Here is a 25,834-nt window from a genome sequence, read left to right on the forward strand (position 1 = left end):
ATTGAATGCTTTTGGGCGCGGAAAGTCCTTCGCTTTCCGCGCCGATGCGTTTTATACTCCGCGGTTCTCCACGTTCGGGCCGGTTGAAAAATCGGCCTTGCGGGGTGCGATGCCTTCGGGTAGACTTCGCGCCCTCTTGAAATCAATGTATCGCTTCTGGTTTGGGAGCTGTCGATCCATGAAAACCTATTCCGCCAAGCCGGCCGAGGTCAAACGCGACTGGTACGTCATCGATGCATCCGGCAAAACGCTGGGTCGCCTGGCTACCGAGGTCGCCCGCCGCCTGCGTGGCAAGCACAAGGCCGAGTTCACCCCGCACGTCGATACCGGTGACTACATCGTTATCGTCAATGCGAAGGACATCAAAGTCACTGGCAAGAAGGCCAGCGACAAGATGTATCACTTCCATACCGGGTTCATCGGCAACATGAAGCACTTCACCTTCGAGAAGCTGATGGAGCGTTCCCCGGAGCGCGTCATCGAGCTGGCCGTCAAGGGGATGCTGCCGAAGAATGCGCTCGGTCGCCAGATGTACACCAAGCTCAAGGTCTACGCCAACGCCGAGCACAATCATCAGGCGCAACAGCCCCAGCCGCTCGAGATCTAAGAGAGACTACTCATGGCAATGACACAGAATTACGGAACCGGTCGTCGCAAGAGATCCTCTGCACGGGTCTTCCTGCGTCCGGGTACCGGCAACATCACCATCAACGGCAAGAGCATCGAAGACTTCTTCGGTCGTGAAACTGCCCAGATGGTCGTTCGCCAGCCGCTGGAACTGCTGGAACTGGGCGACAAGTTCGACGTCGTCGCGACCGTTGCTGGCGGTGGCCCGAGCGGCCAGGCCGGTGCCGTTCGTCACGGTCTGACCCGTGCGCTGATGGACTATGACGAAGCACACCGTCCGAAGCTGCGTGAAGCCGGCTTCGTGACCCGTGACGCTCGTCAGGTCGAGCGTAAGAAGGTCGGCCTGCGCAAGGCACGTCGTTCGGTACAGTTCTCCAAGCGCTGATCCGACGCCTTGCCGGCCTCGAGCCGGCCACCTCGAAAGCCCCGCCCTCGTGCGGGGCTTTTGCTTTGTCTGCTATTTGCTCTCACGGGGCTTGCCGGGGAGGGGAGGCATCGTCGCGGTCAGCGCGTAGGCTGCCGGCAGAAGATAAGCCTTGGGGTCAGAAAGGGGAGGGGTGCCGAGTGCCGATCGGGATTCGGCGATCCCGGGGGAAAGGCGCTAGCCCGGTGGTGCGTTGCCCGGTTATCCCTGGCCCCAAAGGTGGTTCTCGTTGGGGGCCGGCAAGCCGCCCGAGTGAAGGCGATGCCTTTGGCCCGGCGCGGTTTGCGTGCGCCGCGCGGGGCGGACGCCTTAGTCTTCGAGTCTGATCCGGCGCAGGGTGTAGTCGCCACCATGGTTGGCCATCACGAAGCCTTGGAAGGGATCGCGCAGGCTGTTGTCCTGCACGCTCAGCAGGTTCCGGCCGTCCACGCGAACCTGCATCTGTCCATTCCGGTCACGGGTCCAGACGATGCCGTGGAACTGGCCGTCCTCGAGATCGAGTCTGCCGTCATGGCGGGCCACGACCTCGGCATTCCCGGAAAACAGCCGGATCAGGCTGAGTCCCGGCTGCGCACCGGCGGAGTAGATCAGGCGATAACCGGTGCCCTGGGGGCGGTTGCCCTGGAACAGCCCCACTGCCAGGCTGCCGGGACGCTGCTGGGAGGCGAAATCCAGTTCCATCCTGAACGCGTTGTCGACGGGGGCATTGACGAAGATCTCTGCCGGCTCCACGGCAGCGGGCGCCTCGTCCTGCCGGTCATTGCTCCGCTGATCGAGGATCATGCCCAGCACGGCCAGGCCGATCTCCTCCGGTCGGTCGGAGCTCAGGCCGCGCGAGTCGCGGTCGGTCACCTGTTGTGTGTCCACGATGCTGCGCAAGCCGTTCTGATCGACCTCGAATTTTCCGCTAAGCACCGTCCAGGCGGGATTGCGACGATAATCGCCGTCGCTGAAGTTGTCCCGCAGGGCAACCTCGGACGAGGTGTCGGGCGCGGCCACCTCGTCCGTCTCGGTCTGGCGCAAGCGTTGCAGCAGGTCGGTCGATGCGCGGCCGTTCTGAGAGATACCCATGTCGGCCTGGTACTGGTATATGGCGTTGCGGGTTCGGCTTCCCATGGCGCCATCCGTCGGACCGGCGTCGTAGCCGAGTCGATTGAGCTCGCGCTGAATCTCGACCACGGTTTCCTGATCCGACAGGGAATTGATGTCGGGCCGTGATTGCGAGCCCGCCGCCTCTTGCTGCCGCCAGTCCCGCGCCGCCTGCTGTGCCCTGGCGATCTGCGAGGACGTCATGCGTTCGGCCAGCGCATCTCGCGCGCCGGCGGCATGGCGGTGGCCGCGGGACGCGGCCAGGTTGTACCACTTGTGTGCCTGCACGAAATCCTGGGTGGTGCCGTTGCCGGCCGCATGCAGGCGACCCAGCATGTACTGGGCATCGGCATCCCCGCGTTTGGCCGCGTCACCGAATTGCTGCAATGCCTGGCGGTATTCCTGCTGCTCGAAGTGGCGCATGGCGTCGTTGAAATCGGCGCTGGCCAATCCGACGGACCCGAGGAGGAGAAGAGTGAGTGCGAGTGTCTTGATGATCACGGTGGTCCCTCCAGTGGACAGGCGTATCGTCCGCAACATCATGATGCTGGGGAGGTCAGGGAGGCCGTTGACTGAGGCCTCTTGCTCTTGGAGCGTAGCACTGAGGCGGGCAAGGTGCGTGATATAGCGTGCTTTTTTTCTGACCACGCGCAAAGCGTTTCCAGGCAAAGTGCAGTGCCCCCGTTTTCGGGTTGGAGGCATGGCGCTGTACAAAAAGAAAGGGCCGACGGCATTGCCATCGGCCCTTTCTTTTCTTGGCCCTGCCGGAAACCCGGCCGAGACGCATCACTCGCTTCAGGAGTCCTCGTCGTTGGCCTGACGCGTTGCCTCGAGAATCTCTTCGGCATCCTGGCGTTCCTGTTCGAGGCCCAGCTTGTCGTAGGCGCGAATCAGGAGCTCCAGTGCCGGGATGGTCGAGGTCGAGCCGTTGTACTTGTCGAGTGCCGATTGCGCCCGATTGGCGGCGGCAAGCCACGCGCCGCGTCGCATGTAGTATTCGGCGACCTGGACCTCGTGTTTGGCCAGCGAGTTGCGTACCTCGATCAGGCGGCGGCTGGCGTCGTCGACATACTGGCTGTCGGGGTATTGCTCGACCAGGCGAGAGAAGGACTTGTACGCCTCCTCGATAACCGATTGGTCGCGCTTGGAGAGGTCCGGCGGCGCGATCTTGTTGATCAGCGAATCGCCACGGCTCATGTTGGCCAGGCCCTTGAGGTACAGGGCATAGGCCACATTGTCACCACGAGGGTGCAGCTGGATGTAGCGATCCGCGGCGGCGATCGCCGAATCCGGTTCGTCGTACTTGTAATAGGCGTACGCGACTTCCAGTTGGGCCTGTTCGGTGTAGGCGCCGAACGGGTAGCGGCCTTCCAGGGTCTCGTACTTCTTTATCGCCGTCTCGTAGTCGCCCCGCCGCATTGCCTCGTTGGCTTCCTGGTAGAGCTGGCCAGCCGACGCGGTCGGGTCGGAGAGGTCCACGCGGTCGTCGTCGGACTTCGAGAACCAGGAACAGCCGCTGGCGAACGTGACCATGCCGGCGATCAGGGCCGCGCGGGCAAGGTGCCGGGGAAGGGAGCGGCGAGTGGCCGGGCGGTTACGGTCGCGATGCTGGGTCATGATCAGGAGTGAAGGGCCGCTGGCAGTAGTGAGTGGACTCCGCCCGCCCAAAGGCGCATGGTACGGCGCGTTGATGGGGCGGGCGTTAGCGGATAATCTTCGCAGATAAGATGCTAAAAACCAACCAATCTCATGGCGGGTGTTTGCCCGTCTTTTTCATGTCTCGACGGACGGCGCCACGGCGCGCTCCCGTGACCTTTGGATGGCTGATTTCCGATCGATGGATGTAGAACGTACCTTGTTGATTCCCGCCGAGCAGGCGGGCATGCGTCTCGACCAGGCGGCCGCGCAGCTGTGGCCGGACTTCTCCCGCAGCCGACTCCAGGAATGGATCAAGGGTGGCCAGGTGACGGTGGACGGCCGGTCGATGCGTCCGCGCGACACGGTGCTGGGCGGCGAGAAACTGTCCCTGCGAACCGAGCTGGAGCAGCAGAGTGAGGATCGTCCCCAGGACATTCCACTGGATATCGTCTTCGAGGACGAGCACCTGCTGGTGGTCAACAAGCCGGTCGACCTGGTCGTTCACCCCGGGGCGGGCAATCCGGATGGTACGCTGGTCAATGCATTGCTTCACCACGATCCCGAGCTGGCCCTGCTGCCGCGAGCCGGAGTGGTGCACCGGCTGGACAAGCAGACCAGCGGGCTCCTGGTCGTGGGCAAGACCCAGGCGGCCTATCAGGCACTGGTGGCCGACCTGGCCGAACGGCGCATCGGCCGTGAGTATGACGCGGTGGTGATTGGCCATCTGATCGCCGGCGGCACGGTCGACGAGCCGATCGGGCGGCATGCCCGCGATCGGCAGCGCCAGGCGGTCGTGGCCCAGGGCAAACCGGCCGTGACGCATTACCGGGTCGTCGAGCAGTTCGGCGAGCACACCTGGTTGCGCGTCAAGCTCGAGACCGGGCGGACGCACCAGATCCGGGTGCATATGGCGCACATCCGCCACCCGATCGTGGGTGATCCGGTCTATGGAGGGCGCCCGCGCCTGCCGCGGGGTGCCGAGGACATGTTGGTCGATGTGCTGCGCGACTTCGGTCGCCAGGCCCTGCATGCCCGGCGGCTGACGCTCACTCATCCCGAGACCGGCGAGACGCTGTCGCTCAAGGCGCCGATGCCGGATGATATGGACGAATTGATCGAACTGCTGCGCGACTATCGCGACGGTAACGACGAAGGAGAGGCCGAGGTTATCTATGTCACGGATCCCGACTGACGCCCCCGAGGGCAGTCGCTTCATCGAGGCCACCTGGCCGGCGCCGGGCGGCGTGCGTGCCGGCGTGACCACCCGGATCGGCGGCCATAGCCGGCCGCCGTTCGATGGCTTCAACCTGGCGACTCACGTCGGTGACGATGCCGAGGCCGTGGCGGCCAATCGGGCCGAGCTGGTCGAGATGCTCGCGCTGCCGGAGCCGCCTCGCTGGCTGAACCAGACGCATGGCACTTCGGTCGTTGGGCCGGAGGTGCCGACTGATCGTCCCGAGGGCGATGCGGCCTATACCGATCGCCCCGGCGAGGTGCTGGCGGTGCTGACCGCCGATTGCCTGTCGGTGACGCTTGCCAGCCACGATGGCAGCGAGGTCGCGGTTGCCCATGCCGGCTGGCGCGGTCTGGCCGCTGGCGTGATCGAGCGCACCGTCGATCGCTTTTCGGTGGCGGGTGATGAGTTGATGGCCTGGCTGGGTCCGGCAATCGGTCCGGCGCATTTCGAGGTGGGCGAAGAGGTGCGCGAGGCGTTCATGCGCGAATACCCCGCCGATGCCTCGGCCTTCCGTGGTGCGGCCGAACCGGGCCGGTTCCATGCCGACCTGTTCGCCCTGGCCCGATCCCGCCTGCGTCGGCAGGGGATCACGCGCGTGTATGGCGGCGAGCGGGACACCTACGCGCTGCCCGAATTGTTCTACTCGTATCGCCGCGACCAGGGCGAGACCGGCCGGATGGCCACCCTGGTCTGGCGCGAAATAGACTGACAAGAGGAAGACCGAAATGACGCAACCTTGGCTCTTGCTGACCTTGGTCGGGGCGGATCGGCCCGGCATCGTCGCCCATGTCACCCGGGTGTTGTTCGGCGTGGGCGCCGAGCTCGGCGAGACGGCCATGATGCGGCTGGGCAACCAGTTCGCGATCATGATGATGGTGCGTGGCGCCGGCAACCCCGAGGAGGTGGCCGGTCTGCTCGAATCCACCCGCGCCGATTTTGGCCTAAAGCTGCACGTCGACGAGATCGACGCGGCCCTGCACCAGCATCGCGAGCCGGACGTGTCGGTGATCGTGCACAGCGCCGATCGCAGCGGCATCGTCAGTGAGGTCACCGCCGCGCTGCTCGAGGCGGGCATGAATATCCTCGACCTGCGCTCGGACGTGGGCGGCTCGAGCGACAAGCCTATCTACATCATGCAGATCGACGGTGAGAGCAGTCAGGGGATCGAGCCGATCGAGCAGTGCGTGGCGCGCTTCGCCGATCAGGGGCTGACCGTGCGTGTCACCCCGCTCGAAACGATGCGGGGGTGAGCGTGGAGCCACTGCCGATCCTGACCTACCCGGACGAGCGCCTGAAAACGGTCTGCGAGCCGGTCGAGCAATTCGACCCGGAGTTGCGGGAATTTGCCGAACACCTGCAGCACACTGCGGACCTCGGCCCCTCGGCGGTGGGTATCGCCGCGCCGCAGGTGGGGCGCATGCAGCGGCTGTGCCTGGTGGATGCCACGCGTGCCAAACGCCCGGTGGACAACAATGGTCCCCTGGTACTGGTGAACCCGGCGATCACCAACTGGAAGGGCTTTGCCGTCGGTCGCGAGGGCTGCCTGTCCATTCCCGATTACACCGGCAAGGTGATCCGTGCGGAGACCATCGAGCTGACCGCGCAGGACATCGAGGGGCGCACGGTCACCTTCAAGATGAAGGGCTTCGAGGCACGCATTGCCCAGCACGAGATCGATCACCTCGACGGCATCCTGTTCCTCGACCGGCTCGTGAGCCGTCACGCGGATTTGCGAGAACGGTAACGCCCTGATCCGCAACGCGTTACGGGCACCTGCCTGCTACGGTTGTTGAGACGCGGGCCGTGCAGAGTTTCCCCAAGCTGGTCCGCGCGTCGGCCGGCATCGGGTGCCTGCCGACCTGGCCGTCGGGGAGGTGCCCCGGGGAGGTGCCCATGGGTATCGCGCTGGTCATGCTTGCTGCCGTTCTCTGGGGCGTGTCCGGCGGGATTGCCGCCGTGCTTATCGAGCGGGGCTGGGACCCGCTGGTCGTCTCCTTCTATCGTGGCGTGGTCGGCTTTCTCTGTTTCGCCGCCTGGTGGCTGGCGAGGTTCGCCGTCATCCCGTTCCCGGACCGGCGTGCGATCCTCTGGTCGGCACTTGCCGGTCTCGGGGTCGCGGGCAACTTCATCTTCTACTTCCTCAGCATCTCGCAGGCCAACGTCGCGGTCGCGGTGACACTCATGTACACCGCCCCGATCTACGTCTACCTGGTTTCGCTTGCGACGGGTGCGGTGCGGCTGACTCCTGGGTTCGTGGCGGCGATCGGCTCGGTCTTGCTGGGCGTGGCGCTGCTCACTCAACTCGTCGGCAGTGAGAATCTGTCGGGGCTGTCCGTTGCCGGTGTGGCCGCGGGGGTTGCGGCCGGTATCTCCTACGCGGTGTTCCTGTTCGGTTTTCGAAACGCGGCGATCCGCACCTCGCCGGTGGTTGCCCTGGGCGTGGCCTTCCTGGTGTTCCTGCTGGTCATGGCGCCGCTGGTCGATCCGGGCAAGGTCGTATCCGCCTCGCTGTCCGACGATGCCCACTTGTTCTTGCTGCTCGGGCTGTTCGGCGCCGGGATTTCATTCGTGTTCTACGTGCTTGGCCTGAGGCGGGCCTCGCCGGTCGCCGTGGCGCTGGTGGCCGCGGTCGAACCGGTTACCGCGTCGCTCTTCAGCCTGGTGGTGCTGGGCCAGTCGCTCGCCCCATTACAGTGGCTGGGGATGGTCGTGATCATCGCCACCGTTACCGCTCTGGCGGTTCGGCAGCATTGAGTGTCGTTGAATCGTGGTCCGGCTGACACGGGACGGTCAGCTGGTGGCGGGATAACGGCAGGATTAGCTCGGCATAAGGGTGTCTCGTGGACGTCCGCCGCCGCCTTCTCGCCCGGCCGGGCCTTGAATACCCGTGTCGCGGGCCTACATTCCAAGGCAGTGATACGAATTCAAGGCATACGAGGTGCTTTACATGCGGATGGACAAACTGACCGCCAAATTCCAGATGGCACTGGCCGATGCGCAGTCGCTGGCCGTGGGCCAGGACCACCAGTTCATCGAGCCGGTCCACCTGATGGTGGCGCTGCTCGACCAGGAAGGTGGCACCGTGCGTCATTTGCTGACGCAGTCGGATATCAACGTCAACATGCTGCGCTCGCAACTGGGCGAGCTGCTCGACCGGCAGCCCGCCGTTTCCGGCGGCGAGGCCGGCGAGGTGCACATCTCCAACGACCTGTCGCGCCTGCTCAATGTGACCGACAAGCTGGCACAGAAGCGCAGTGATCAGTACATCTCCAGCGAGCTGTTCGTGCTGGCGATGATCGAGGACAAGAGCGAGCTGGGCGAGACCCTGCGCCGTGCGGGTGCCTCCAAGGGGGCAATCGAGCAGGCGATCGACAAGCTCCGCGGCGGCCAGTCGGTCGACGATCCGAACGCCGAGGACGCCCGTCAGGCCCTGGAGAAGTACACCATGGATCTGACCGAGCGTGCCGAGCAGGGCAAGCTCGATCCGGTGATCGGTCGTGACGAGGAGATTCGTCGCGCCATCCAGGTATTGCAGCGTCGCACCAAGAACAACCCGGTGCTGATCGGTGAGCCCGGCGTGGGCAAGACCGCCATCGTCGAGGGGCTGGCCCAGCGCATCGTCAACGGCGAGGTGCCCGAGGGGCTCAAGGACAAGCGAGTCCTGTCCCTCGACATGGGCACGCTGCTGGCCGGGGCGAAATTCCGAGGCGACTTCGAGGAGCGCCTCAAGGGCGTTCTCAACGATATCTCCAAGGCCGAGGGCCGGGTGATCCTGTTCATCGACGAAATTCACACCATGGTCGGTGCCGGCAAGGCCGAGGGCGCCATGGATGCCGGCAACATGCTCAAGCCGGCGTTGGCACGCGGCGAGTTGCACTGCATCGGCGCGACCACGCTCGACGAGTACCGCCAGAACATCGAGAAGGACGCCGCGCTCGAGCGCCGCTTCCAGAAGGTGCTGGTCGACGAGCCCAGTATCGAGGACACCATCGCCATCCTGCGCGGTCTCAAGGAGCGCTACGAGGTTCACCACGGCATCGAGATCGGCGATCCGGCCATCGTTGCCGCCGCCCAGCTCTCGCAGCGCTACATCACCGATCGGCAGTTGCCCGACAAGGCAATCGACCTGATCGACGAGGCGGCCAGCCGCATCCGCATGGAGATCGATTCCAAGCCCGAATCGATGGATCGCCTCGAGCGCCGCCTGATCCAGCTCAAGATCGAGCGCGAAGCGCTGAAGAAAGAATCCGACGAGGCGAGCAAGAAGCGGCTGGCCAACCTGGATGAAGAGGTCGATCAGCTCGAACGCGAGTACTCCGACCTCGAGGAGATCTGGAAGTCGGAAAAGGCGGCCGTGGCCGGCACGACCCATATCAAGGAGGCCCTCGACCGCGCGCGGACGGAGTTGGAAACCGCCCGGCGTGCCGGCGACCTGACCCGCATGTCCGAGCTGCAGTACGGGCGCATCCCCGAGCTCGAGCGCGAGCTGGTCGAGGCGCAGTCCAAGGAGGAAGAGAGCGAGGGCGCGGCACCGAAGCTGTTCCGCAGCACGGTGGGCACCGAGGAGATCGCCGAGGTGGTCTCGCGCTGGACCGGCATCCCGGTCTCGAAAATGCTCGAGGGCGAGAAGGACAAGCTCCTGCGCATGGAAGAGGCGCTGGGCAAGCGGGTCATCGGCCAGTCCGAGGCCGTCGAGGCGGTGTCCGATGCCATCCGCCGCTCGCGCGCCGGCCTGTCCGATCCCAACCGCCCCAACGGCTCGTTCATGTTCCTCGGCCCCACGGGCGTGGGCAAGACGGAGCTGACCAAGGCGTTGGCGACGTTCCTGTTCGATACCGAGGAGGCGATGGTGCGGATCGACATGTCCGAGTTCATGGAGAAGCACTCCGTGGCGCGGCTGGTCGGGGCGCCCCCGGGCTACGTCGGTTACGAGGAGGGCGGGTATCTGACCGAGGCCGTCCGCCGCAAGCCCTACTCGGTGATCCTGCTCGACGAGGTGGAAAAGGCCCACCCGGACGTGTTCAACATCCTGCTGCAGGTGCTCGATGACGGTCGTCTGACCGACGGGCAGGGGCGGACGGTCGATTTCCGCAACACGGTAATCGTTATGACCTCGAACCTCGGTAGCCAGCGGATCCAGGAGCTGGCCGGTCAGGATGCCGATTACGAGCAGATGAAGACCGAGGTGCTCGAGATCGTCGGTCAGCACTTCCGGCCCGAGTTCATCAACCGGGTCGACGACGTGGTGGTCTTCCATCCGCTCGATCGCAGCGAGATCCGCAAGATCGTCGACATCCAGATCGAGTACCTGCGCAAGCGATTGGCGGATCGCGAGATCGGGCTCACGCTCACGGATGCGGCCCTTGATGCGCTCGGCGAGGCAGGCTTCGACCCGGTATACGGGGCTCGACCGCTCAAGCGGGCCATCCAGCATCGGCTCGAGAACCCGCTGGCCCAGGCAATCCTCAAGGGCGAGTACCTGCCGGGCGAGACGGTCACGGTCGACATGACCGAGGGCGAGCTTAGGCTCGGCAAGGGGTGATCGAGGCGGGCTGACCGCCCGACAGTCCCGACTCGAAGGCCATCGGTGGCGACGCCGGTGGCCTTTTTCGGTTAAGGTTTGCGCCACGTTTCCCACCAGCGCAAGGATCCACGCGTGGCCCTCAAGATCATCGAAATCGTCGCGCCGGCCAGCGAGAAGGCTGCGATCGCCCGCATTGCCGATTCGCACGAGGTGGTCGACTGGTGGCGCACCTCCTCGTTCGAGGACGAGCGGTTCTCCACCGAGCTGGTGGTGCGGCCCGAGGGGCAGCAGGAGGTGCTCGACGATCTGCAGCAGATCCTCGATCGCTGCGAGAACGCGCGCATTATTATCCGCGGCGTGCAGGCGACCCTGCCGGCCGCTGGTGACGAGGAGGGCGAGGCCGAGTCGAGCCGGTCGACGGCCGCGCGCTCGCGCGAGGAACTCTACGCCGAGGTCGCCGGAGGCGGGGCCATCACCTCGACCTACCTGCTGCTGTGCGGGTTATCGGCGGTTGTTGCCGCGATGGGCATGCTCGAGGACAGCGTGGCGGTGGTGATCGGCGCGATGGTGATCGCCCCGTTGCTGGGACCGAACCTGGCGCTGGCGTTGGGGACCACGCTTGGCGATCCCGACTTGTCCCGCCGCGCGGTCGCGGCGAGTTTCGTCGGACTGGGTCTGTCGGTCGGTCTGGCCCTGATGATGGGGCTGGTGCTCGATCCGGTCAGCAACAGCCAGTTGCTCGATCGCACGGATGTCAGCTACCCGGCCATGATCCTGGCGTTGGCATCCGGGGCGGCGGCGGTGCTGTCGCTCACCTCCGGTGCGGCGGCCGGCCTGGTTGGGGTGATGGTGGCCGTCGCCCTCATGCCGCCGGCGGCCGCTTTGGGGCTGTTCGTTGGCTGGGGGCAGTGGGACAATGCGATCTCGGCCGGCCTGATGCTGGCGATCAACATCGCGGCCATCAATCTGTCGGCCAAGCTGGTATTCGTGCTCAAGGGCATCTCGCCGCGGCACTGGCCGGAGAAGACCCGCGCCCGTCGCTCGATGCGCTGGTCCTTCGCCTTCTGGGGTATCTCCTTGCTGATACTCGCCGGTTTGATCTGGCTGGCCAAGTACTGATAGCCCCAATCGACCATTCACCCATCGTTTGCATCACGAGGAAAATCGACCCGTGCAGGATTATCGTCAGGCCTTTGTCCAGTTTGCCGTGGAGCATCAGGCGCTCCGTTTTGGTGAGTTCACGCTCAAGTCCGGGCGCGTCAGTCCGTACTTCTTCAATGCCGGCGCGTTCGCCGACGGGCGGGCGCTGGCCGCGCTGGGCGGGTTCTATGCCGACGCGATTCTGGATGCCGGGATCGAGTTCGACGTGTTGTTCGGCCCGGCCTACAAGGGCATTCCGTTGGCCGCGGCCACGGCAATCGCGCTGGCCGAACGAACTGGTGAGGCGGTGCCGTGGTGCTTCAATCGCAAGGAGGCCAAGGACCACGGTGAAGGCGGCAACCTGGTTGGTGCGCCGCTGGCAGGAAGGGTGTTGATCATCGACGACGTGATCACCGCCGGCACGGCGATCCGCGAGTCACTGGATCTGATCCGGGCCAACGACGCGACCGCGGTGGGAGTGGCCGTGATGATGGATCGTCAGGAGCGCGGTCAGGGTGAACTGTCGGCGATCGGCGAGCTCAAGCGTGATCACGCACTCGACGTCGTGGCGATTGCCAACCTCGACGGGTTGATCGAGTTCTGTGCCAGCGATGCGAGTCTGGCCGAGTCGGCCGAGGCGATGGCAGCCTACCGACGCGAGTTCGGCGTGACCGACTGAGATCGATCGGTTGCCGCAAAAGAAAAGGCCCCGCTGAAAAGCGGGGCCTCTTGCGTTCCGGTAACAGCGCGGCGGGAAACCCGTGTGCTACTGACCGGACGAGATCAGATCGACTTGATGCGGTTGACCAGGGTCGACTTGCGACGCGCAGCGGTGTTGCGCTTGAGAATGCCCTTGGTCACCATCCGGTCGAGGACCGGCTGGGCAGCGCTGTAGGCTTGCTGCGCCTTTTCCGCATCACCGTCTTTCACGGCCGAGATGACGGCCTTGTAGGCGGTGCGTACCTGCGAGCGCATTGCCATGTTGTGCTGGCGGGCTTTCTCCGCCTGGCGAACGCGCTTTTTGGCTTGAGCGGTATTGGCCACGGGTAAACTCCTCGATTCGGCTATAAGGTCGGATGAGCTTGATGTAAATATCAATTCAAGGCGCGGGATTATGCCATATGGTCGGGGATAGTCAAGCAGCCGACCCTTGATAGGGTGACAGGGTTGCTTGGATGGTCGCTTGCGTTTTCCCGGCGTCGCCCCATTCCCGGGCAACGGCGACCGACGCGCCTGCGGTATCCTCCACATCATGGATCTCGACGCCCCCGATAATCTCCATTCCAACCCCGATGCGCCGGTGCGCCCCGACACGCCAGTCGGTGCCGCGACCGCCTGGACCGCGGTGGTACCGGGGCCGTTTTTCGGTGGGTTTACCTATCATTTCGATCTCGACACCGGGCCGGTGCCCGCGCCCGGCGTGCGGGTGCGCGTGCCCTTCGGTCAGTCAGAGCGGGTGGCGCTGGTCCTCGAACCGGCCCCGAATGACGAGCAGGAGACACGGCCGATCCTCGAGGTGCTCGACGCGGCACCGCTACTGGATGCCGAGACGCTGGCTTGCCTGCGTTGGGCGGCGGCCTATTACCACCACCCGTTGGGCGATGTGGTGTTCGCCGCTCTGCCCAAGGTCCTGCGCGGTGAGCGCCGCCTCGAGGTCGAGGCGCTGGCATCGACCCCCGCCGGCCGAGAGGCGTTGAGCGAAGGAGCAGCGCGGGGTGAACGGCAACGCGAGGCGCTGGAGGCGCTGGCTGCATCCAAGCAACCCGTGCCGGCCGCCAAACTGGGCCCGGCTGCGGTGCGCCGCCGGCTGGTGGAGAAGGGCTGGGCCGAGTCGACCCGGATCACCGCACCGGCCGACTGGCCCGTGCCGGCCGAGCCGGGGAGCGAGGCGGCACCCGCACTAAATCACCAGCAGCAGGACGCGGTCGAGGCCGTCGTTTCGGGCGGTGACGGGTTCCAGGCCTGGTTGCTTCACGGGGTGACCGGCAGCGGCAAGACCGAGGTCTACCTGGCCCTGATCGAGCGCGAGCTGGCCGCCGGTCGGCAGGTGCTGGTGGTGGTGCCCGAGATCTCGCTTACCCCGCAACTGATTGACCGCTTTGCACGGCGACTGGCGGTGCAGCCGGCCGTCCTGCACTCGGGGCTGGCCGATGGTGAACGCCTGACCGCGTGGCGGGCGGTTGCCGCCGGCACGGCCGGGCTGGTGATCGGGACGCGTTCGGCGGCCTTCGTGCCGTTGGCCCGGCCGGGCCTGATCGTGGTCGACGAGGAGCACGATGCCGCGCTCAAGCAGCAGGAGGGGTTTCTCTATCACGCCCGCGATGTGCTGGTCTGGCGGGCGCGACAACTGGCCATTCCCATTCTATTGGGTTCGGCGACTCCGTCGCTCGAAAGCCTGCGGCATGCCTGGGCGGGGCATTATCGTCATTTGCGGCTGAGCGAACGGGCCACCGGCGCGCGCATGCCCGCGATCCATTGTCTGGACGTGCGAGGCCAGACGATGGAGGCGGGACTTTCGCCGGCCCTGTTAAGGGCGATCGAACGACATCTGCTCGATGGGGGGCAGGTGATGCTCTATCTCAACCGGCGTGGCTATGCCCCCAGCCTGCTCTGCCATGCCTGCGGTTATGTCGCCGGGTGCCCCCATTGCGATGCCTTCCTGACCTGGCACCGGCAGATTGGTCGGCTGCGCTGCCATCACTGCGGCTTCGAGCAGGGCGTGCCGGCGGAGTGCCCGGCCTGCCAGGCGCCGTTGTCGGTGCGCGGGCTGGGCACCGAGCAGCTCGAGGACGTGCTCGCCGCGCGCTTTCCGGGGTTCGGCATCGTGCGCCTGGACCGGGATGCCACCGTCGGCAAGGGCGTGATGGCCGAGAGCTTGGCTCGCATCGCCCGGGGCGAGGCCCGGCTGGTGGTGGGCACGCAGATGTTGGTCAAGGGGCACGATTTTCCCGGCGTGACGCTGGTGGGCGTGGTCAATGCGGATCAGGCGCTGTTCGCCTCGGACTTTCGCGGCCCCGAGCGTTTTGCCCAGTCGCTGTTGCAGGTGGCCGGGCGTGCCGGCCGCGCCGAGCGTCCGGGCGAGGTGCTGGTGCAAACCCACGACCCCGATCATCCCGTGCTGCGCCGATTGCTGGCGGAGGACTATGAGGCGGTGATGGCCGGCCAGTTGACCGAACGCGAACAGGCGGAGTTGCCGCCGACGCGCTTCGCCGGACTGATTCGCGCGGATGCGCCGCAAGCGGATACCGCCCGCGCGTTTTTGGCGAAGGTCGCCGAGGAGTTGCGGGAAAGTTTCGGCGAGGAGTTGTCCGTCTGGGGGCCGGTGCCGGCGCCGCTGGCGCGTCGTGCCGGGCGGTATCGTTTCCAGCTGTTACTGCTCGCGCGGGTGCGCAGTACCCTGCACCGTGCCCTGTGGCAGGTGGACGATTCGGTCGGCAGCCGGCGGCTGGGTGGGCGGCTGCGCTGGTCGATCGATGTCGACCCGATTGATCTGGCCTAACTGACCGATCGAGTGCATTACACTGTGGGGAAATCCCCTTGTCTGGAGAATAGCGACGTGAAGAAGATCGAAGCGATTATCAAGCCGTTTCGGCTGGACGATGTGCGTACTGCCCTGATGGACCTGGGCATCAACGGCCTGACTGCCACCGAGGTCAAGGGTTTCGGTCGGCAGAAGGGGCATACCGAGCTCTATCGCGGTGCCGAGTACGTGGTCGATTTCCTGCCCAAGGTTAAGCTCGAGGTGGTTGTCAGCGATGACCAGGAAGACCCGGTCGTCGATGCCATCGTCAAGGCCGCCTACTCGGGCAAGATCGGCGACGGCAAGATCTTCGTCTCTCCGGTGGGGCGCGCGGTACGCATTCGCACCAGCGAGGAGAACGAGGACGCGCTTTAACGCGCTGTTTCCTTAATCCTTCTGTCAGGAACGACATCAGGCGTCGATCAGGCGCTCGAGGCGATAGGGGGTCGGGTCGAGGGCCGTGGGCCGGCCGACCATGCGGTCGGCGAGCAGTTCGGCGGTCGCCGGGGCCATGGCCAGCCCGTTGCGAAAGCCGCCCGTGTTGGTCCATAGCCCCGCAATCGACGGATGCTCCCCCAGCAGCGGGATCTCGTCGCTCGAACCCGGCCGCAGGCCGGCCCAACGATGCGTGATACGGGCCCCGGCCAGTTGCGGCCAGAGTTGGCAGGCGTGGGCGTGCAGCCGCTCCTGCGCCTCGGCATCCACCGTCTTGTCGAAGCCCGCGTATTCCACCGTCGAGCCCACCACCACCGAGCCGTCCCGCCGCGGGATCAGGTAGACGCCGTCATCCATCAGGATGCGATCCAGCGCGTTCTCCGGTCGGGGCTCGAGGCGCAGCATCTGTCCACGAACCGGGAACAGGCTGCCTGCCGGCAGGCCCGGGATCAGCGCCTCGCTCCAGGCGCCGGCCGTGATGACCACCCGTTCGGCGTGCAGATCCCCTTGGCTGGTCGCTACCCCGGTCACACGTCCCGTATTCAGCAACAACCCCTCGGCCGCGCATTGCTCGTAGAGATTGATGCCGCGGGCGCGCAAGGTATCGGTCAGCGCGTCGAGCAGGTAGGGGTTGCGCACGTTGGCCACCTCCGGCAACCACAAGGCATGGGCATCCCCTTGCTGGCGCCATTGGTGCGCAATCCCGGCCGATGCGAGCGTCGCGCTGATCAACTCGGTGGTCTCGCCTTCGCCGACCGGGTCGAGGATTTCCATGCCGCTGACCCAGCGCTCGGGATCGATGTTGGAGTCGAGCGAGGCGAGCAGATCGGGATAACGGCGCATGCCCTCGGCGGCGAGGGCCAGTACGGGCTGGGGGTAGCGCCAGGCGTACAGCGGGCAGAGGATGCCGCCGCCGGCCCATGAGGCCTCGGTGCCAGCGCGATGGCGGTCGAGCACGGCCACCCTGGCGCCGTCGCGCTGCAAGGCGAGCGCGCTGGTCAGGCCGGCGATGCCGGCGCCGACGACAATGATGTCGAAGCGGTTCGAGCTCACGGGAGGATCATGCAACCTAAGGAACCTCTGCACGAATCGATAGTGTCTCTGCGGGACCGCCAAGGGGCCAGATGCAAGGCGCGGTGCGCAGTGAATGGCCGTAGCCATTGGCAAGCGCCGCAACGAAGCAGGTGGTCCCTTGGCGGCCCGCCCTGGCGGGGCTTGCGGATTTGTCCGCACTCGTCGTTACCGGCCCTCGACGGGCCCGAGTAATTACCTTGGGCCCGCCTTCGGGCCGGCGCCTCGATTGCGAACAAACCCGCAAGCCAGAGGCACCATCGATTCGTGCAGAGGTTCCGAAGGCCGCTGCCGGACACGGCCCGATGGCCGGCCCGATCGCCGCCTCGGCGGAATCAGGCGGGGCCGCCGACAATCCCGTGGAACGGGAGGGCGTCGCGGGCGGCGTCCGGGGAAACTGGAGCGGGTGAAGGGAATCGAACCCTCGTCTTAAGCTTGGGAAGCTTCTGCTCTACCATTGAGCTACACCCGCAGGATTTGGTGTGTCCCGCCGCTATTCCTGTGACATTCAGAGCTCGGCTGAATCGACTGGTCGATCCAGCCGAGCTCCCTTGGGCGAGCCGGCAAGCACTCATCCGCGGCGTTATGGCTCTTGGCAAGGACGATGCCATTGCCTGCGAGCCATGCCTTGCGTCTAAGCACTTGCCGACACGCTGAGAGTCACAGGAATAACGGCGGGATACACCGGGGGGATTATCCTGTCCGGCCGGCGCAAACGCAAGCGATGTTGGATCAGTCGAGCGGCGGCAGTTCGTTGCTGTCCGACTTGTCGCTCTTGATGCCGCTGGAGTCGGCAGCCGCGGCCTTGAGTTCGTCCTGGCCGCTTCCGAAGCTCATCAGCCATTCCATGTTGCTGCGACTGTCGGCATTCTCCAGCGCCTCGTCGCGCGATATCAGTCCCTTTTTGAAGAGCTCCAGGATCGACATGTCGAATGTCATGGCGCCGCTGGAGGCATTCTTCTGCATCGACTCCTTGATCGCGTCGACCTCGCCGCGCTTGATCAGGTCGGAGATCAGCGGCGTGTTGATCAGGATTTCCACCGCCGGCAGCCGTTTGCCGCCACTGCCGATGATCAGGCGCTGCGAAATGATGGCCTTGAGGTTCAGCGACAGGTCCATCAGCAACTGGTCGCGCGACTCCGACGGGAAGAAGCGGATGATGCGGTCGAGCGCCTGGTTGGCGTTGGTCGCGTGCAGGGTGCTGAGGCACAGGTGGCCGGTGTCGGCATAGGCCAGTGCATGTTCCATGGTCGCCCGGTCGCGCACCTCGCCGATCATGATCACGTCCGGTGCCTCGCGCAGGGCCTCCTTGAGGGCCGCGGCGTACGAGCGGGTGTCGACTCCCACCTCGCGCTGGTTGACCACCGAGTTGCGGTGCTTGAAGGCGAATTCCATCGGATCCTCAACGGTGAGGATATGCCCGGGACGCGCCTCGGCGCGGTGGTCGATCATGGCGGCCAGCGTGGTGGACTTGCCCGAGCCGGTCGACCCGACCACCAGGATCAGGCCGCGACGCTCGGTGATCAGGTCCTCGACCACCATCGGCAGGTTGAGGTCGGCCGCCCGCGGGATCTCCGCCTGGATGTAGCGGATCACCAGCGACCACTCGCCACGCTGCATGAAGACGTTCATCCGGAAGCGACCGGTGCCCGGGCGGGACAGTGCGACGTTGAGCTCGAGGTTCTCGAGGAAATCGTCGATCTGGTGCTGGTTCAGCACCGAGCGGGCAAGTTCCTCGACTTGGCCGGCTCGCAGCCGGTCCTTGCCGATAAAGCGCATCTCGCCCTGGATTTTGATCGCGGGCGTGGTCCCGCTGGAGAAGTACAGGTCGGAGCCTTCCTTGTCAGCGAGCAGCTTCAGGTAGGGTTCGAGGCTCAGTTGGCTCATGGGGCTGGGTCCTGTTCAGTTAGGGAAGCTCTGCACGAATCCGATAAGGCTCTGCGTGTCTTGAGCCGGGCAGAGCTTCCCTTGGCGGTCGGGTCAGTCGGCCTCGACCTTGAGATCGTCTTCGGAGTCGTCCTGGCGGCTCTTGGGCAGGCCGCGATTGCTTTCCAGCTTGATGCGCAGGCGCAGGTCGTTGACGGAATCGGCCTTGCTGATGACCTCGTCGTAGTCGGCCTGGTGGCTGTCGTAGAGGTCGAACAGGGCCTGGTCGAATGTCTGCATGCCCAGTTCGCGCGAGCGCTTCATCACTTCCTTGATCTCGGAGACATCGCCCTTGAAGATCAGGTCGCCGATCAGGGGGGTGTTGATTAGTACCTCGACGGCCGGAACCCGGCCCTCGCCATCCGCCTTGCGCAACAAGCGTTGCGAGATGACCGACTTGAGGTTGAGCGACAGGTCCATCAACAACTGCTGACGCCGCTCTTCGGGGAAGAAGTTGATGATGCGGTCCAGTGCCTGGTTGGTGTTGTTCGCGTGCAGCGTGGCCAGGCACAGGTGGCCGGTCTCGGCGAAGGCAATGGCGTGGTCCATGGTCTCGCGGTCGCGGATCTCGCCGATCAGGATCACGTCTGGGGCCTGGCGCAGGGTGTTCTTGAGTGCGGCGGCGAAGGACTCGGTATCCACGCCCACCTCGCGCTGGGTGACCAGGCAGCCCTTGTGCTTGTGGACGAACTCGATCGGGTCCTCGATGGTGACGATGTGCCCACGCGAATTTTCGTTGCGATAGTCGAGCATCGCCGCCAACGAGGTGGACTTGCCCGAGCTGGTGGCGCCGACGAAGATCACCAGGCCCCGTGCGGTCATCGCGATCTCGCCCAGCACGTCGGGGAGCTTGAGGTCGTCGAAATTGGGGATGTCCGAGCGGATCATCCGCAGGACCATGCCCTCGCTGCCACGCTGCATGAACGCGTTGACACGAAAGCGTGCTATCCCCGGCAGGGCGATGGCGAAGTTCGCCTCGTGGGATTCCTCGAAATGGGCCACCTGCTTGTCCGTCATGATCGAGCGGACGAGCATCTGGGTGTTTTCCACCGAGAGCTTCTGATCGGTCAGGTGGACGACCTTGCCGTCGATCTTGGCCGATGGCGGTGCGCCGACGGTGACGAACAGGTCGGAGGCGTCGCGTTCAACGGCCCGTTTGAGGAGGGCTTGTACGTAGTTGGCTGCTTGCTGACGGTCCATCGAGAATTCCCGGCTTGCGTTGTCCGCCTCGCCGCACTGGCCGGCATGGCGGAGATGTGTGGGTGAGGCGGGCGAGGTTACGAGTTGCCACTTGCGGCGCCGTTGCGACCCGCCCGAGTGCAAACGATTGCCTTGGGCGCGCTATCGGAAGTCGTCCTTGTTCTTTGCCCGGCCGCGCGCGAGTTCCTTGGAAACCGCGCCGCGCGAGACCAGCTGCTTGAGGTTCTGATCGAGCGTTTGCATCCCCTGTGCCTGGCCGGTCTGGATCGCGGAGTACATTTGCGCGACCTTGTTCTCGCGGATCAGGTTGCGGATCGCCGGCGTGCCCAGCATGATCTCGTGGGCCGCGACGCGCCCGCCGCTGATCTTCTTGAGCAGGGTCTGCGAAATGACCGCGCGCAGGGACTCCGAGAGCATCGCGCGCACCATGTCTTTCTCCGCCGACGGGAAGACGTCGATGATCCGGTCGATGGTTTTGGCCGCCGAGTTGGTGTGCAGCGTGCCGAACACCAGGTGGCCGGTCTCCGCGGCGGTCAGGGCCAGGCGGATGGTTTCGAGATCACGCAGTTCGCCGACCAGGACCACGTCCGGGTCTTCGCGCAGCGCCGAGCGCAATGCGGCGTTGAAGCTGTGGGTGTCGCGATGGACCTCGCGCTGGTTGACCAGGCATTTTTTCGATTCGTGGACGAATTCGATCGGGTCCTCGACCGTGAGGATATGGTCGTTGCGATGGTCGTTGACGTAGTCGATCATCGCCGCGAGCGTGGTCGACTTGCCCGAGCCGGTCGGGCCGGTCACCAGGACGATGCCGTTGGGGTAGTCGCACAGGTCCTGGAAAACCTTCGGCGCGTCGAGCTGCTCTAGGGTGAGCACCTTGCTCGGGATGGTGCGGAAGACCGCACTCGCGCCGCGGTTCTGATTGAAGGCGTTGACACGGAAGCGGGCATGGCCGCGCAGTTCGAAGGAGAAGTCGACCTCGAGGTTGTCTTCGTACTCCTTGCGCTGCCGGTCGTTCATGATGTCGTACACCATGGAATGGACATCCTTGTGGTCCATTACCGGCACGTTGACCTTGCGGATGTCGCCGTCGATCCGCACCCGGGGCTGCTCGCCGGCCGAGAGGTGGAGGTCCGATGCCCCGTTCTTGACGGTGAACATCAGCAGGGAGTCGATATCTCGGGATTCGGCCATGCGATCGTCCTTTGCGGGGGAGGCCCCGTTACAAGTCCATTGGTGGTGCCTGCCGAAGGCCCGGAGCGCCGCAGTGACGCGGCTCGGCCTTCGTTGCAGACAAGGTAAAACGAACACGCACAAGGTGCAAGATGGGAAATCGAGAAAGCGCATACCACGGCATCCGCGAGCGCATCGAGGCGGCGAGTGCCGATCGTCCCGCCGGTTCGGGCGAGGTCAGGCTGGTGGCCGTCAGCAAACGCCAGCCGGTCGAAGCCATCCGGACGCTCGCCGAACTGGGTCAGCGGGACTTCGGCGAGAATTACCTGCAGGAGGCGATCGACAAGCAGGCCGAGCTGGCTGACCTGCCGTTGACCTGGCATTTCATCGGCCCGATCCAGTCGAACAAGACCCGCGCGATCGCCGCCCACTTCGATTGGGTGCACAGTGTCGATCGTGCCAAGGTCGCCCGCCGTCTGGGCGAACAGCGCGACCCGGCGATGGGCCCGCTGAACGTGCTGATCCAGGTCAATATCGACGGCGAGGAGAGCAAGTCCGGGGTCGAGCCGGTCGATGTGCCCGGCATCGCCGCCGCCTGTGCCGAATACCCGACGTTGCGGCTGTGCGGGTTGATGTGCATCCCGCGACCGGGGAATACCGCGGCCTTCGGTCAGCTTGCGGCGCTCAACGCGTCACTGGCCGAGCCCTTGCCCGACCTGTCGATGGGGATGAGTGGTGATTTCGAGGCAGCGATTGCCGAGGGTGCAACCATCGTGCGGGTCGGCACGGCGTTGTTCGGTCAGCGCGATTCCTGAGGAGCAACCGCTGCCGGTTGCCATTCGTGTTATTTTTCTGGGTTACGGATTCACGCACACAGGGCAGGTGAGACAATGAATGCCTCGCGGATAGCTTTCATCGGTGGCGGCAACATGGCTGCCGCACTCATTGGCGGCATGCTCAAGGACGCGCCGGCCGGCGCTAGGCCATCGATCGTGGTGGCCGAGCCCGATGCCGATCGGCGGCGCGCCCTGGGTGAGCAGCTCGGTGCGGAGACGACCGACGACAACAACGCGGCCATCGACGGCGCCCAACTGGTGGTGCTGGCGGTCAAGCCGCAGGTGATGCAGACGGTTGCCGAAGACCTGGCCCCTCATCTGACAGCGGGCCAGCTGGTGGTCTCGATTGCCGCGGGCATCCCGGTAGCCGCCCTGGCCCGATGGCTCGACGGCCATGCGGCGATCGTGCGTGCCATGCCCAACACCCCGTCGATGGTCGGCTGCGGCGCCACTGGGTTGTTCGCCGCCGAGGCGGTCAGCCGCGAGCAGCACAGCGATGCCGAATCGCTGATGCGGGCAGTCGGCGTGGTGCAGTGGCTTGACGACGAATCGCAGATCGACGAGGTCACGGCGCTGTCCGGCAGCGGCCCTGCCTATGTCTTCTACCTGATGGAATCGATGCAGGCGGCCGCCGAGGATATGGGCATGGCGCCCGACGTAGCCCGCCTGCTGACCCTGGAGACCGTCTTCGGTGCGGCCAAGCTGGCCCTGGCTGCAGACGACTCGCCGGCCGAGTTGCGCCGTCGGGTCAGTTCGCCGGGCGGGACCACCGAGCGGGCCATTGCTGCGCTGGACGAGGCGGGCGTGCGCGATGCCTTTGCCCGGGCGATTCGTGCCTCGCGTGACCGCAGCCGGGAGCTGGCCGCCGACGTCGACGATCGCGCGGCCGATTGATCCGGTCGTTTTCGGGCCGGCCTGCCGGCCCCAACCATTAACCTGTCGAGTAGTTCTGAATGAGCGGTAGCTTCGGGGATCCGAGCGTTTTTCTGGTCCGGGTGCTTTTCGAGCTGGTGGCCTTCGTCGCCTTCGCCCGGTATTTCCTGCAATTGTTCCAAGCGAACTTCTACAACCCGGTCACCCAGGCGATCGTCAAGATCACCGATCCGGTACTCAACCCGCTGCGCACGGTGATCAAGCCGGTGGGTCGCCACGACTTCGCCGCGCTGGTTTTCGGCGTGGTGATGGTGGCGTTGATGGTCTGGGCGATCACCGCCATGCAGGGTGTTGGCATGACCGGCACCGGCGTGTTGATCGGTACGATCTATTTCACGTTTCTGACGGTGACCAACCTGTTCTTCTGGACGGTGCTGCTGCGCGCGGTGGCCTCCTGGCTGGGCAATGATCGCTCGCCCGGCGTGGCCTTCCTCGCCGATCTCACCGACCCGGTGGTTGATCCCATTCGCCGCGTATTGCCGCCGATCGGCGGGATCGATCTCTCGCCGCTTGCCGTGCTGCTGATCATCCAGGTCGCCCAGATGGTGGTCGGCAACCTGCTGATGGGCTGAACGCGACGCGATGAATGCCAAGGGGACGTTGATGAGCGAATCCACCGCAAAGAATCCGCCGGCCGACGGCCCGACGCACCAGCCGGGTTCGGTCGGGTTGGTCGCGCCGCAGACCGCGCACATCGACACGCCCCTGCTGCTCGACTGCGGTCGCCGGATCGAGGAATACGAACTGGTCTACGAGGCCTACGGCGCGTTAAACGAGCGGGCCGACAACGCCGTGCTCATCTGTCATGCGCTGTCGGGTGACCATCACGCCGCCGGCCGGCACCGCCCCGAGGACCGCAAGCCGGGCTGGTGGGATACCGCCATCGGACCGGGCAAGCCGATCGATACCGACCGGTTCTTTGTCGTCTGCGTGAACAACCTGGGTGGCTGCAAGGGGTCGACCGGGCCGTTGTCGGAGAACCCGGAGACCGGACGACCCTACGGTCCGGACTTCCCCATCCTCACGGTGCGCGACTGGGTCAATAGCCAGCACGCGCTGATGCGCCGGCTCGGGATTTCCCGTTGGGCGGCGGTCGCCGGCGGCAGCCTCGGTGGCATGCAGGTGATGCAGTGGGCGATCAGCTATCCCGAGGCGGTCACCCACGCGGTCGTGATCGCCGCGGCGCCGAAGCTCTCGGCGCAGAACATCGCCTTCAACGAGGTGGCGCGCCAGGCGATCATCACCGACCCGGATTTCCACGACGGCCGCTACGCCGAGCATGGCGTGATCCCGCGGCGCGGCCTGATGCTCGCGCGCATGCTCGGCCACATCACCTATCTTTCCGATGATGCCATGCGCGCCAAGTTCGGCCGCGAGCTGCGTTCGGGCAAGGTGCAGTACGGCTTCGACGTCGAATTCCAGGTTGAGTCCTACCTGCGCTACCAGGGCACGAGTTTTGTCGACCGCTTCGATGCCAACACCTACCTGTTGATGACCAAGGCGCTGGACTATTTCGACCCGGCCGCCGAGGCCGATGACGACCTGGCCACCGCGCTCGCGCCGGCCACGGCTCGCTTCCTGGTGGTGTCGTTCACCTCCGACTGGCGTTTCTCGCCGGTGCGCTCGAAGGAAATCGTCCGGGCGCTGCTGGCCACGGGTAAGTCGGTTTCCTATGCCGAGGTCGAGGCGCACCAGGGACACGACGCGTTCCTGATGCCGATTCCCTACTACCACCAGGTGCTGCGCGGCTACTTCGACAATATTGCCCGCAACATGACCGAGGAGGCAGGCGCATGAATCGCCCCGACTGGGATATCGTCACCGGCTGGATTGGCGAAGGGGCCCGCGTGCTCGACCTGGGTTGCGGCGACGGGGCGCTGTTGCGCCACCTGATCGCCGAGCGCTCGGTACGCGGGGTGGGCATGGAGGTCGACGACGAGCGGGTTGCCCGTGGCGTCGCGGCCGACCTGAACATCATCCAGGCGGATCTCGATGACGGCATACGCGACTGGTTCGGCGTGCACAGCTTCGACTACGTGCTGGTCAGCCAGACCATCCAGGCCATTCGCCATCCCGAGCGCCTGCTCGGGGAGATGCTCGATATCGCCTCGGAGGGCATCGTCACCTTCCCCAACATGGGTTACTGGCGCAATCGCTGGCAACTGGGGGTGCAGGGGATGATGCCGACCACCAAGGCGCTGCCCAACCCCTGGTACAACACGCCCAATATTCACCTCTGCACCCTGCGTGACTTCGAGTCGCTGTGCGAGGGGTTGGGCATCGAGATACTCGACCGGGCCGTGGTCGACCAGAACCGCCGCAGTTCACCACTGCTGCGCGCGCTACCCAACTGGTTCGGCGAGCACGCGATCTACCGCATCCGCAAGCGCGTGCCCTGACCCCGCTTGCCTCACCTCAGGTGAGGCTATTCCTTCACCGCGCGATGCACGGTGTAGGTCTTGCCCTGCTTGACCTTTTCGTAGTTGCCGAACTGCTCCTTCATCGTGCGCTTGAAGTACTCGCGCAGGCCGTTGATCGATACGAACCAGACCTCGCCGCCGCGGTTGAGGCCCCGCCAGGTGTCGAACAGCATGATCTGCCACATCTCCTTGCCCACCTTGGCCGGCACGTTCGAGTAGAGCCGATCGAACCCCTCGCCATCCACCGCCGACAGGCCGTTGGACAACCGGGCCTCGGCGTTCTCCAGCCGATTGCGGCCCAGGTTGCCCTGGGCGTAGTCGACCGCGACAAAATCCTTGTCCAGCAGGATCACCCGACCGTCCGGGCAGGCCTTGGCCATGGTGGCCCCGATGGGTCCATAGCCACAGCCCAGATCGACGATGGTGCTGCCGGCCGGCGGGGCCGGGGTGTGCTCGAGCAGCAGGCGGGTGCCGGCGTCGATCTCGCGCGGGGAGAACAGCCCCCAGGTGGAATGCAGGGTCAGCCGCTGGCCGAGCAATTCGCAATCGATAATCTGGTCGCGACGCAGGGCGGCGATGGTCTTGGCGTGGTAGCGTCCCGGGAAGTGGTGTAAATCTGGCGGGGTGAGGAGGCCACCGTGGCC

General features: G+C 65.3%; 25 protein-coding genes and 1 tRNA gene. 17 read left to right on the forward strand and 9 right to left on the reverse strand.

The window, feature by feature from the left end; genetic code table 11:
- Nucleotides 1-178: 178 nt before the first annotated feature.
- On the forward strand, nt 179-607 hold the full coding sequence (gene rplM / locus D5687_RS08350) for a 50S ribosomal protein L13 (RefSeq protein ID WP_125199321.1): 429 nt from the start codon (nt 179-181) through the stop codon (nt 605-607).
- A 12-nt stretch (nt 608-619) separates the two neighbouring features.
- Entirely contained in the window at nt 620-1,012 is a 393-nt protein-coding gene (gene rpsI / locus D5687_RS08355; protein WP_125199322.1) for a 30S ribosomal protein S9, read from the forward strand.
- A 348-nt stretch (nt 1,013-1,360) separates the two neighbouring features.
- On the opposite strand, the gene D5687_RS08360 is transcribed toward rpsI, so the two are convergent.
- On the reverse strand, nt 1,361-2,641 hold the full coding sequence (locus D5687_RS08360) for an SEL1-like repeat protein (protein WP_158611819.1): 1,281 nt from the start codon (nt 2,639-2,641) through the stop codon (nt 1,361-1,363).
- Between the two features lie 294 nt (nt 2,642-2,935).
- A complete protein-coding gene (locus D5687_RS08365; protein ID WP_125199324.1) occupies nt 2,936-3,757 on the reverse strand; it encodes an outer membrane protein assembly factor BamD in 822 nt (273 codons plus the stop codon).
- Nucleotides 3,758-3,977: 220 nt separating this feature from the next.
- Here D5687_RS08365 and rluD point away from each other — a divergent pair, with 220 nt between their 5' ends.
- The 8 genes from rluD (at nt 3,978) to pyrE (ending at nt 12,358) form a co-directional block, all read left to right on the forward strand.
- On the forward strand, nt 3,978-4,970 hold the full coding sequence (gene rluD / locus D5687_RS08370) for a 23S rRNA pseudouridine(1911/1915/1917) synthase RluD (RefSeq protein ID WP_125199325.1): 993 nt from the start codon (nt 3,978-3,980) through the stop codon (nt 4,968-4,970).
- Nucleotides 4,951-5,724, forward strand: coding sequence for a peptidoglycan editing factor PgeF (gene pgeF / locus D5687_RS08375; RefSeq protein WP_125199326.1), 774 nt, complete (start codon nt 4,951-4,953; stop codon nt 5,722-5,724). The genes rluD and pgeF overlap by 20 nt, the downstream gene beginning before the upstream one ends.
- Before the next feature lie 16 nt (nt 5,725-5,740).
- Nucleotides 5,741-6,265 carry a glycine cleavage system protein R gene (locus tag D5687_RS08380; protein WP_125199327.1) on the forward strand — a complete coding sequence of 175 codons (525 nt, stop codon included), beginning with the start codon at nt 5,741-5,743 and terminating at the stop codon, nt 6,263-6,265.
- 2 nt (nt 6,266-6,267) lie between these two features.
- Complete coding sequence (gene def, locus D5687_RS08385) at nt 6,268-6,759, forward strand: peptide deformylase (RefSeq protein WP_125199342.1); 492 nt, start codon at nt 6,268-6,270, stop codon at nt 6,757-6,759.
- Nucleotides 6,760-6,908: 149 nt separating this feature from the next.
- Nucleotides 6,909-7,769: a DMT family transporter gene (locus tag D5687_RS08390; protein WP_125199328.1), complete on the forward strand. Its 861-nt coding sequence runs from the start codon at nt 6,909-6,911 to the stop codon at nt 7,767-7,769.
- Nucleotides 7,770-7,968: 199 nt separating this feature from the next.
- Complete coding sequence (clpB, locus tag D5687_RS08395) at nt 7,969-10,557, forward strand: ATP-dependent chaperone ClpB (RefSeq protein ID WP_125199343.1); 2,589 nt, start codon at nt 7,969-7,971, stop codon at nt 10,555-10,557.
- A 114-nt stretch (nt 10,558-10,671) separates the two neighbouring features.
- Complete coding sequence (locus tag D5687_RS08400) at nt 10,672-11,658, forward strand: TIGR00341 family protein (RefSeq protein ID WP_158611820.1); 987 nt, start codon at nt 10,672-10,674, stop codon at nt 11,656-11,658.
- Between the two features lie 52 nt (nt 11,659-11,710).
- Entirely contained in the window at nt 11,711-12,358 is a 648-nt protein-coding gene (gene pyrE, locus D5687_RS08405; RefSeq protein ID WP_125199330.1) for an orotate phosphoribosyltransferase, read from the forward strand.
- A gap of 104 nt (nt 12,359-12,462) precedes the next feature.
- Here the strand turns inward: pyrE and rpsT are convergent, their stop codons facing one another.
- Nucleotides 12,463-12,723, reverse strand: a complete 261-nt coding sequence (rpsT, locus tag D5687_RS08410; RefSeq protein WP_125199331.1) for a 30S ribosomal protein S20 — start codon at nt 12,721-12,723, stop codon at nt 12,463-12,465.
- Between the two features lie 139 nt (nt 12,724-12,862).
- On the opposite strand from rpsT, the gene D5687_RS08415 reads away from it, so the two are divergent.
- Nucleotides 12,863-15,178 carry a primosomal protein N' gene (locus tag D5687_RS08415; RefSeq protein WP_240031464.1) on the forward strand — a complete coding sequence of 772 codons (2,316 nt, stop codon included), beginning with the start codon at nt 12,863-12,865 and terminating at the stop codon, nt 15,176-15,178.
- Between the two features lie 57 nt (nt 15,179-15,235).
- Complete coding sequence (locus tag D5687_RS08420) at nt 15,236-15,574, forward strand: P-II family nitrogen regulator (RefSeq protein ID WP_125199332.1); 339 nt, start codon at nt 15,236-15,238, stop codon at nt 15,572-15,574.
- Between the two features lie 36 nt (nt 15,575-15,610).
- Here the strand turns inward: D5687_RS08420 and thiO are convergent, their stop codons facing one another.
- From thiO to D5687_RS08445, 5 genes are all read right to left on the reverse strand, one after another.
- Nucleotides 15,611-16,687 (reverse strand): glycine oxidase ThiO, encoded by a 1,077-nt coding sequence (gene thiO / locus D5687_RS08425; RefSeq protein ID WP_158611821.1) that lies wholly within the window; start codon nt 16,685-16,687, stop codon nt 15,611-15,613.
- Between the two features lie 416 nt (nt 16,688-17,103).
- Nucleotides 17,104-17,177, reverse strand: a tRNA-Gly gene (locus D5687_RS08430).
- A gap of 260 nt (nt 17,178-17,437) precedes the next feature.
- A complete protein-coding gene (locus tag D5687_RS08435; protein ID WP_125199334.1) occupies nt 17,438-18,592 on the reverse strand; it encodes a PilT/PilU family type 4a pilus ATPase in 1,155 nt (384 codons plus the stop codon).
- 93 nt (nt 18,593-18,685) lie between these two features.
- Nucleotides 18,686-19,831, reverse strand: a complete 1,146-nt coding sequence (locus D5687_RS08440; RefSeq protein WP_125199335.1) for a PilT/PilU family type 4a pilus ATPase — start codon at nt 19,829-19,831, stop codon at nt 18,686-18,688.
- A 141-nt stretch (nt 19,832-19,972) separates the two neighbouring features.
- Complete coding sequence (locus D5687_RS08445; protein WP_125199336.1) at nt 19,973-21,022, reverse strand: type IV pilus twitching motility protein PilT; 1,050 nt, start codon at nt 21,020-21,022, stop codon at nt 19,973-19,975.
- Nucleotides 21,023-21,153: 131 nt separating this feature from the next.
- Here D5687_RS08445 and D5687_RS08450 point away from each other — a divergent pair, with 131 nt between their 5' ends.
- From D5687_RS08450 to metW, 5 genes are all read left to right on the forward strand, one after another.
- The gene (locus D5687_RS08450) at nt 21,154-21,816 is read left to right on the forward strand and encodes a YggS family pyridoxal phosphate-dependent enzyme (RefSeq protein WP_125199337.1); all 663 of its coding nucleotides are present in this window, start codon (nt 21,154-21,156) and stop codon (nt 21,814-21,816) included.
- Between the two features lie 75 nt (nt 21,817-21,891).
- Complete coding sequence (gene proC / locus D5687_RS08455; RefSeq protein WP_125199338.1) at nt 21,892-22,731, forward strand: pyrroline-5-carboxylate reductase; 840 nt, start codon at nt 21,892-21,894, stop codon at nt 22,729-22,731.
- A gap of 59 nt (nt 22,732-22,790) precedes the next feature.
- On the forward strand, nt 22,791-23,342 hold the full coding sequence (locus D5687_RS08460) for a YggT family protein (protein WP_125199339.1): 552 nt from the start codon (nt 22,791-22,793) through the stop codon (nt 23,340-23,342).
- A 31-nt stretch (nt 23,343-23,373) separates the two neighbouring features.
- Entirely contained in the window at nt 23,374-24,567 is a 1,194-nt protein-coding gene (locus tag D5687_RS08465; protein ID WP_125199340.1) for a homoserine O-acetyltransferase, read from the forward strand.
- Complete coding sequence (gene metW / locus D5687_RS08470) at nt 24,564-25,169, forward strand: methionine biosynthesis protein MetW (protein WP_125199341.1); 606 nt, start codon at nt 24,564-24,566, stop codon at nt 25,167-25,169. The genes D5687_RS08465 and metW overlap by 4 nt, the downstream gene beginning before the upstream one ends.
- A 26-nt stretch (nt 25,170-25,195) precedes the next feature.
- Here metW and D5687_RS08475 read toward each other — a convergent pair whose 3' ends face one another.
- Complete coding sequence (locus D5687_RS08475; RefSeq protein WP_370271313.1) at nt 25,196-25,729, reverse strand: class I SAM-dependent methyltransferase; 534 nt, start codon at nt 25,727-25,729, stop codon at nt 25,196-25,198.
- Between the last annotated feature and the right edge of the window lie 105 nt (nt 25,730-25,834).

It is taken from the genome of Guyparkeria sp. SCN-R1 (assembly GCF_003932495.1).
Classification (GTDB): Bacteria; Pseudomonadota; Gammaproteobacteria; order Halothiobacillales; family Halothiobacillaceae; genus Guyparkeria.

What these genes read in the sequence shown, in the direction of transcription:
- metW (WP_125199341.1), top strand. Translation starts at nt 24,564, where the DNA reads ATGAATCGCCCCGACTGGGATATCGTCACCGGCTGGATTGGCGAAGGG.
- D5687_RS08445 (WP_125199336.1), bottom strand. Translation starts at nt 21,022, where the DNA reads ATGGCCGAATCCCGAGATATCGACTCCCTGCTGATGTTCACCGTCAAG.
- pgeF (WP_125199326.1), top strand. Translation starts at nt 4,951, where the DNA reads ATGTCACGGATCCCGACTGACGCCCCCGAGGGCAGTCGCTTCATCGAG.
- proC (WP_125199338.1), top strand. Translation starts at nt 21,892, where the DNA reads ATGAATGCCTCGCGGATAGCTTTCATCGGTGGCGGCAACATGGCTGCC.
- D5687_RS08450 (WP_125199337.1), top strand. Translation starts at nt 21,154, where the DNA reads ATGGGAAATCGAGAAAGCGCATACCACGGCATCCGCGAGCGCATCGAG.
- D5687_RS08465 (WP_125199340.1), top strand. Translation starts at nt 23,374, where the DNA reads ATGAGCGAATCCACCGCAAAGAATCCGCCGGCCGACGGCCCGACGCAC.
- clpB (WP_125199343.1), top strand. Translation starts at nt 7,969, where the DNA reads ATGGACAAACTGACCGCCAAATTCCAGATGGCACTGGCCGATGCGCAG.
- D5687_RS08440 (WP_125199335.1), bottom strand. Translation starts at nt 19,831, where the DNA reads ATGGACCGTCAGCAAGCAGCCAACTACGTACAAGCCCTCCTCAAACGG.
- D5687_RS08435 (WP_125199334.1), bottom strand. Translation starts at nt 18,592, where the DNA reads ATGAGCCAACTGAGCCTCGAACCCTACCTGAAGCTGCTCGCTGACAAG.
- rplM (WP_125199321.1), top strand. Translation starts at nt 179, where the DNA reads ATGAAAACCTATTCCGCCAAGCCGGCCGAGGTCAAACGCGACTGGTAC.
- rluD (WP_125199325.1), top strand. Translation starts at nt 3,978, where the DNA reads ATGGATGTAGAACGTACCTTGTTGATTCCCGCCGAGCAGGCGGGCATG.
- D5687_RS08380 (WP_125199327.1), top strand. Translation starts at nt 5,741, where the DNA reads ATGACGCAACCTTGGCTCTTGCTGACCTTGGTCGGGGCGGATCGGCCC.
- D5687_RS08365 (WP_125199324.1), bottom strand. Translation starts at nt 3,757, where the DNA reads ATGACCCAGCATCGCGACCGTAACCGCCCGGCCACTCGCCGCTCCCTT.
- rpsI (WP_125199322.1), top strand. Translation starts at nt 620, where the DNA reads ATGGCAATGACACAGAATTACGGAACCGGTCGTCGCAAGAGATCCTCT.
- D5687_RS08460 (WP_125199339.1), top strand. Translation starts at nt 22,791, where the DNA reads ATGAGCGGTAGCTTCGGGGATCCGAGCGTTTTTCTGGTCCGGGTGCTT.
- D5687_RS08390 (WP_125199328.1), top strand. Translation starts at nt 6,909, where the DNA reads ATGGGTATCGCGCTGGTCATGCTTGCTGCCGTTCTCTGGGGCGTGTCC.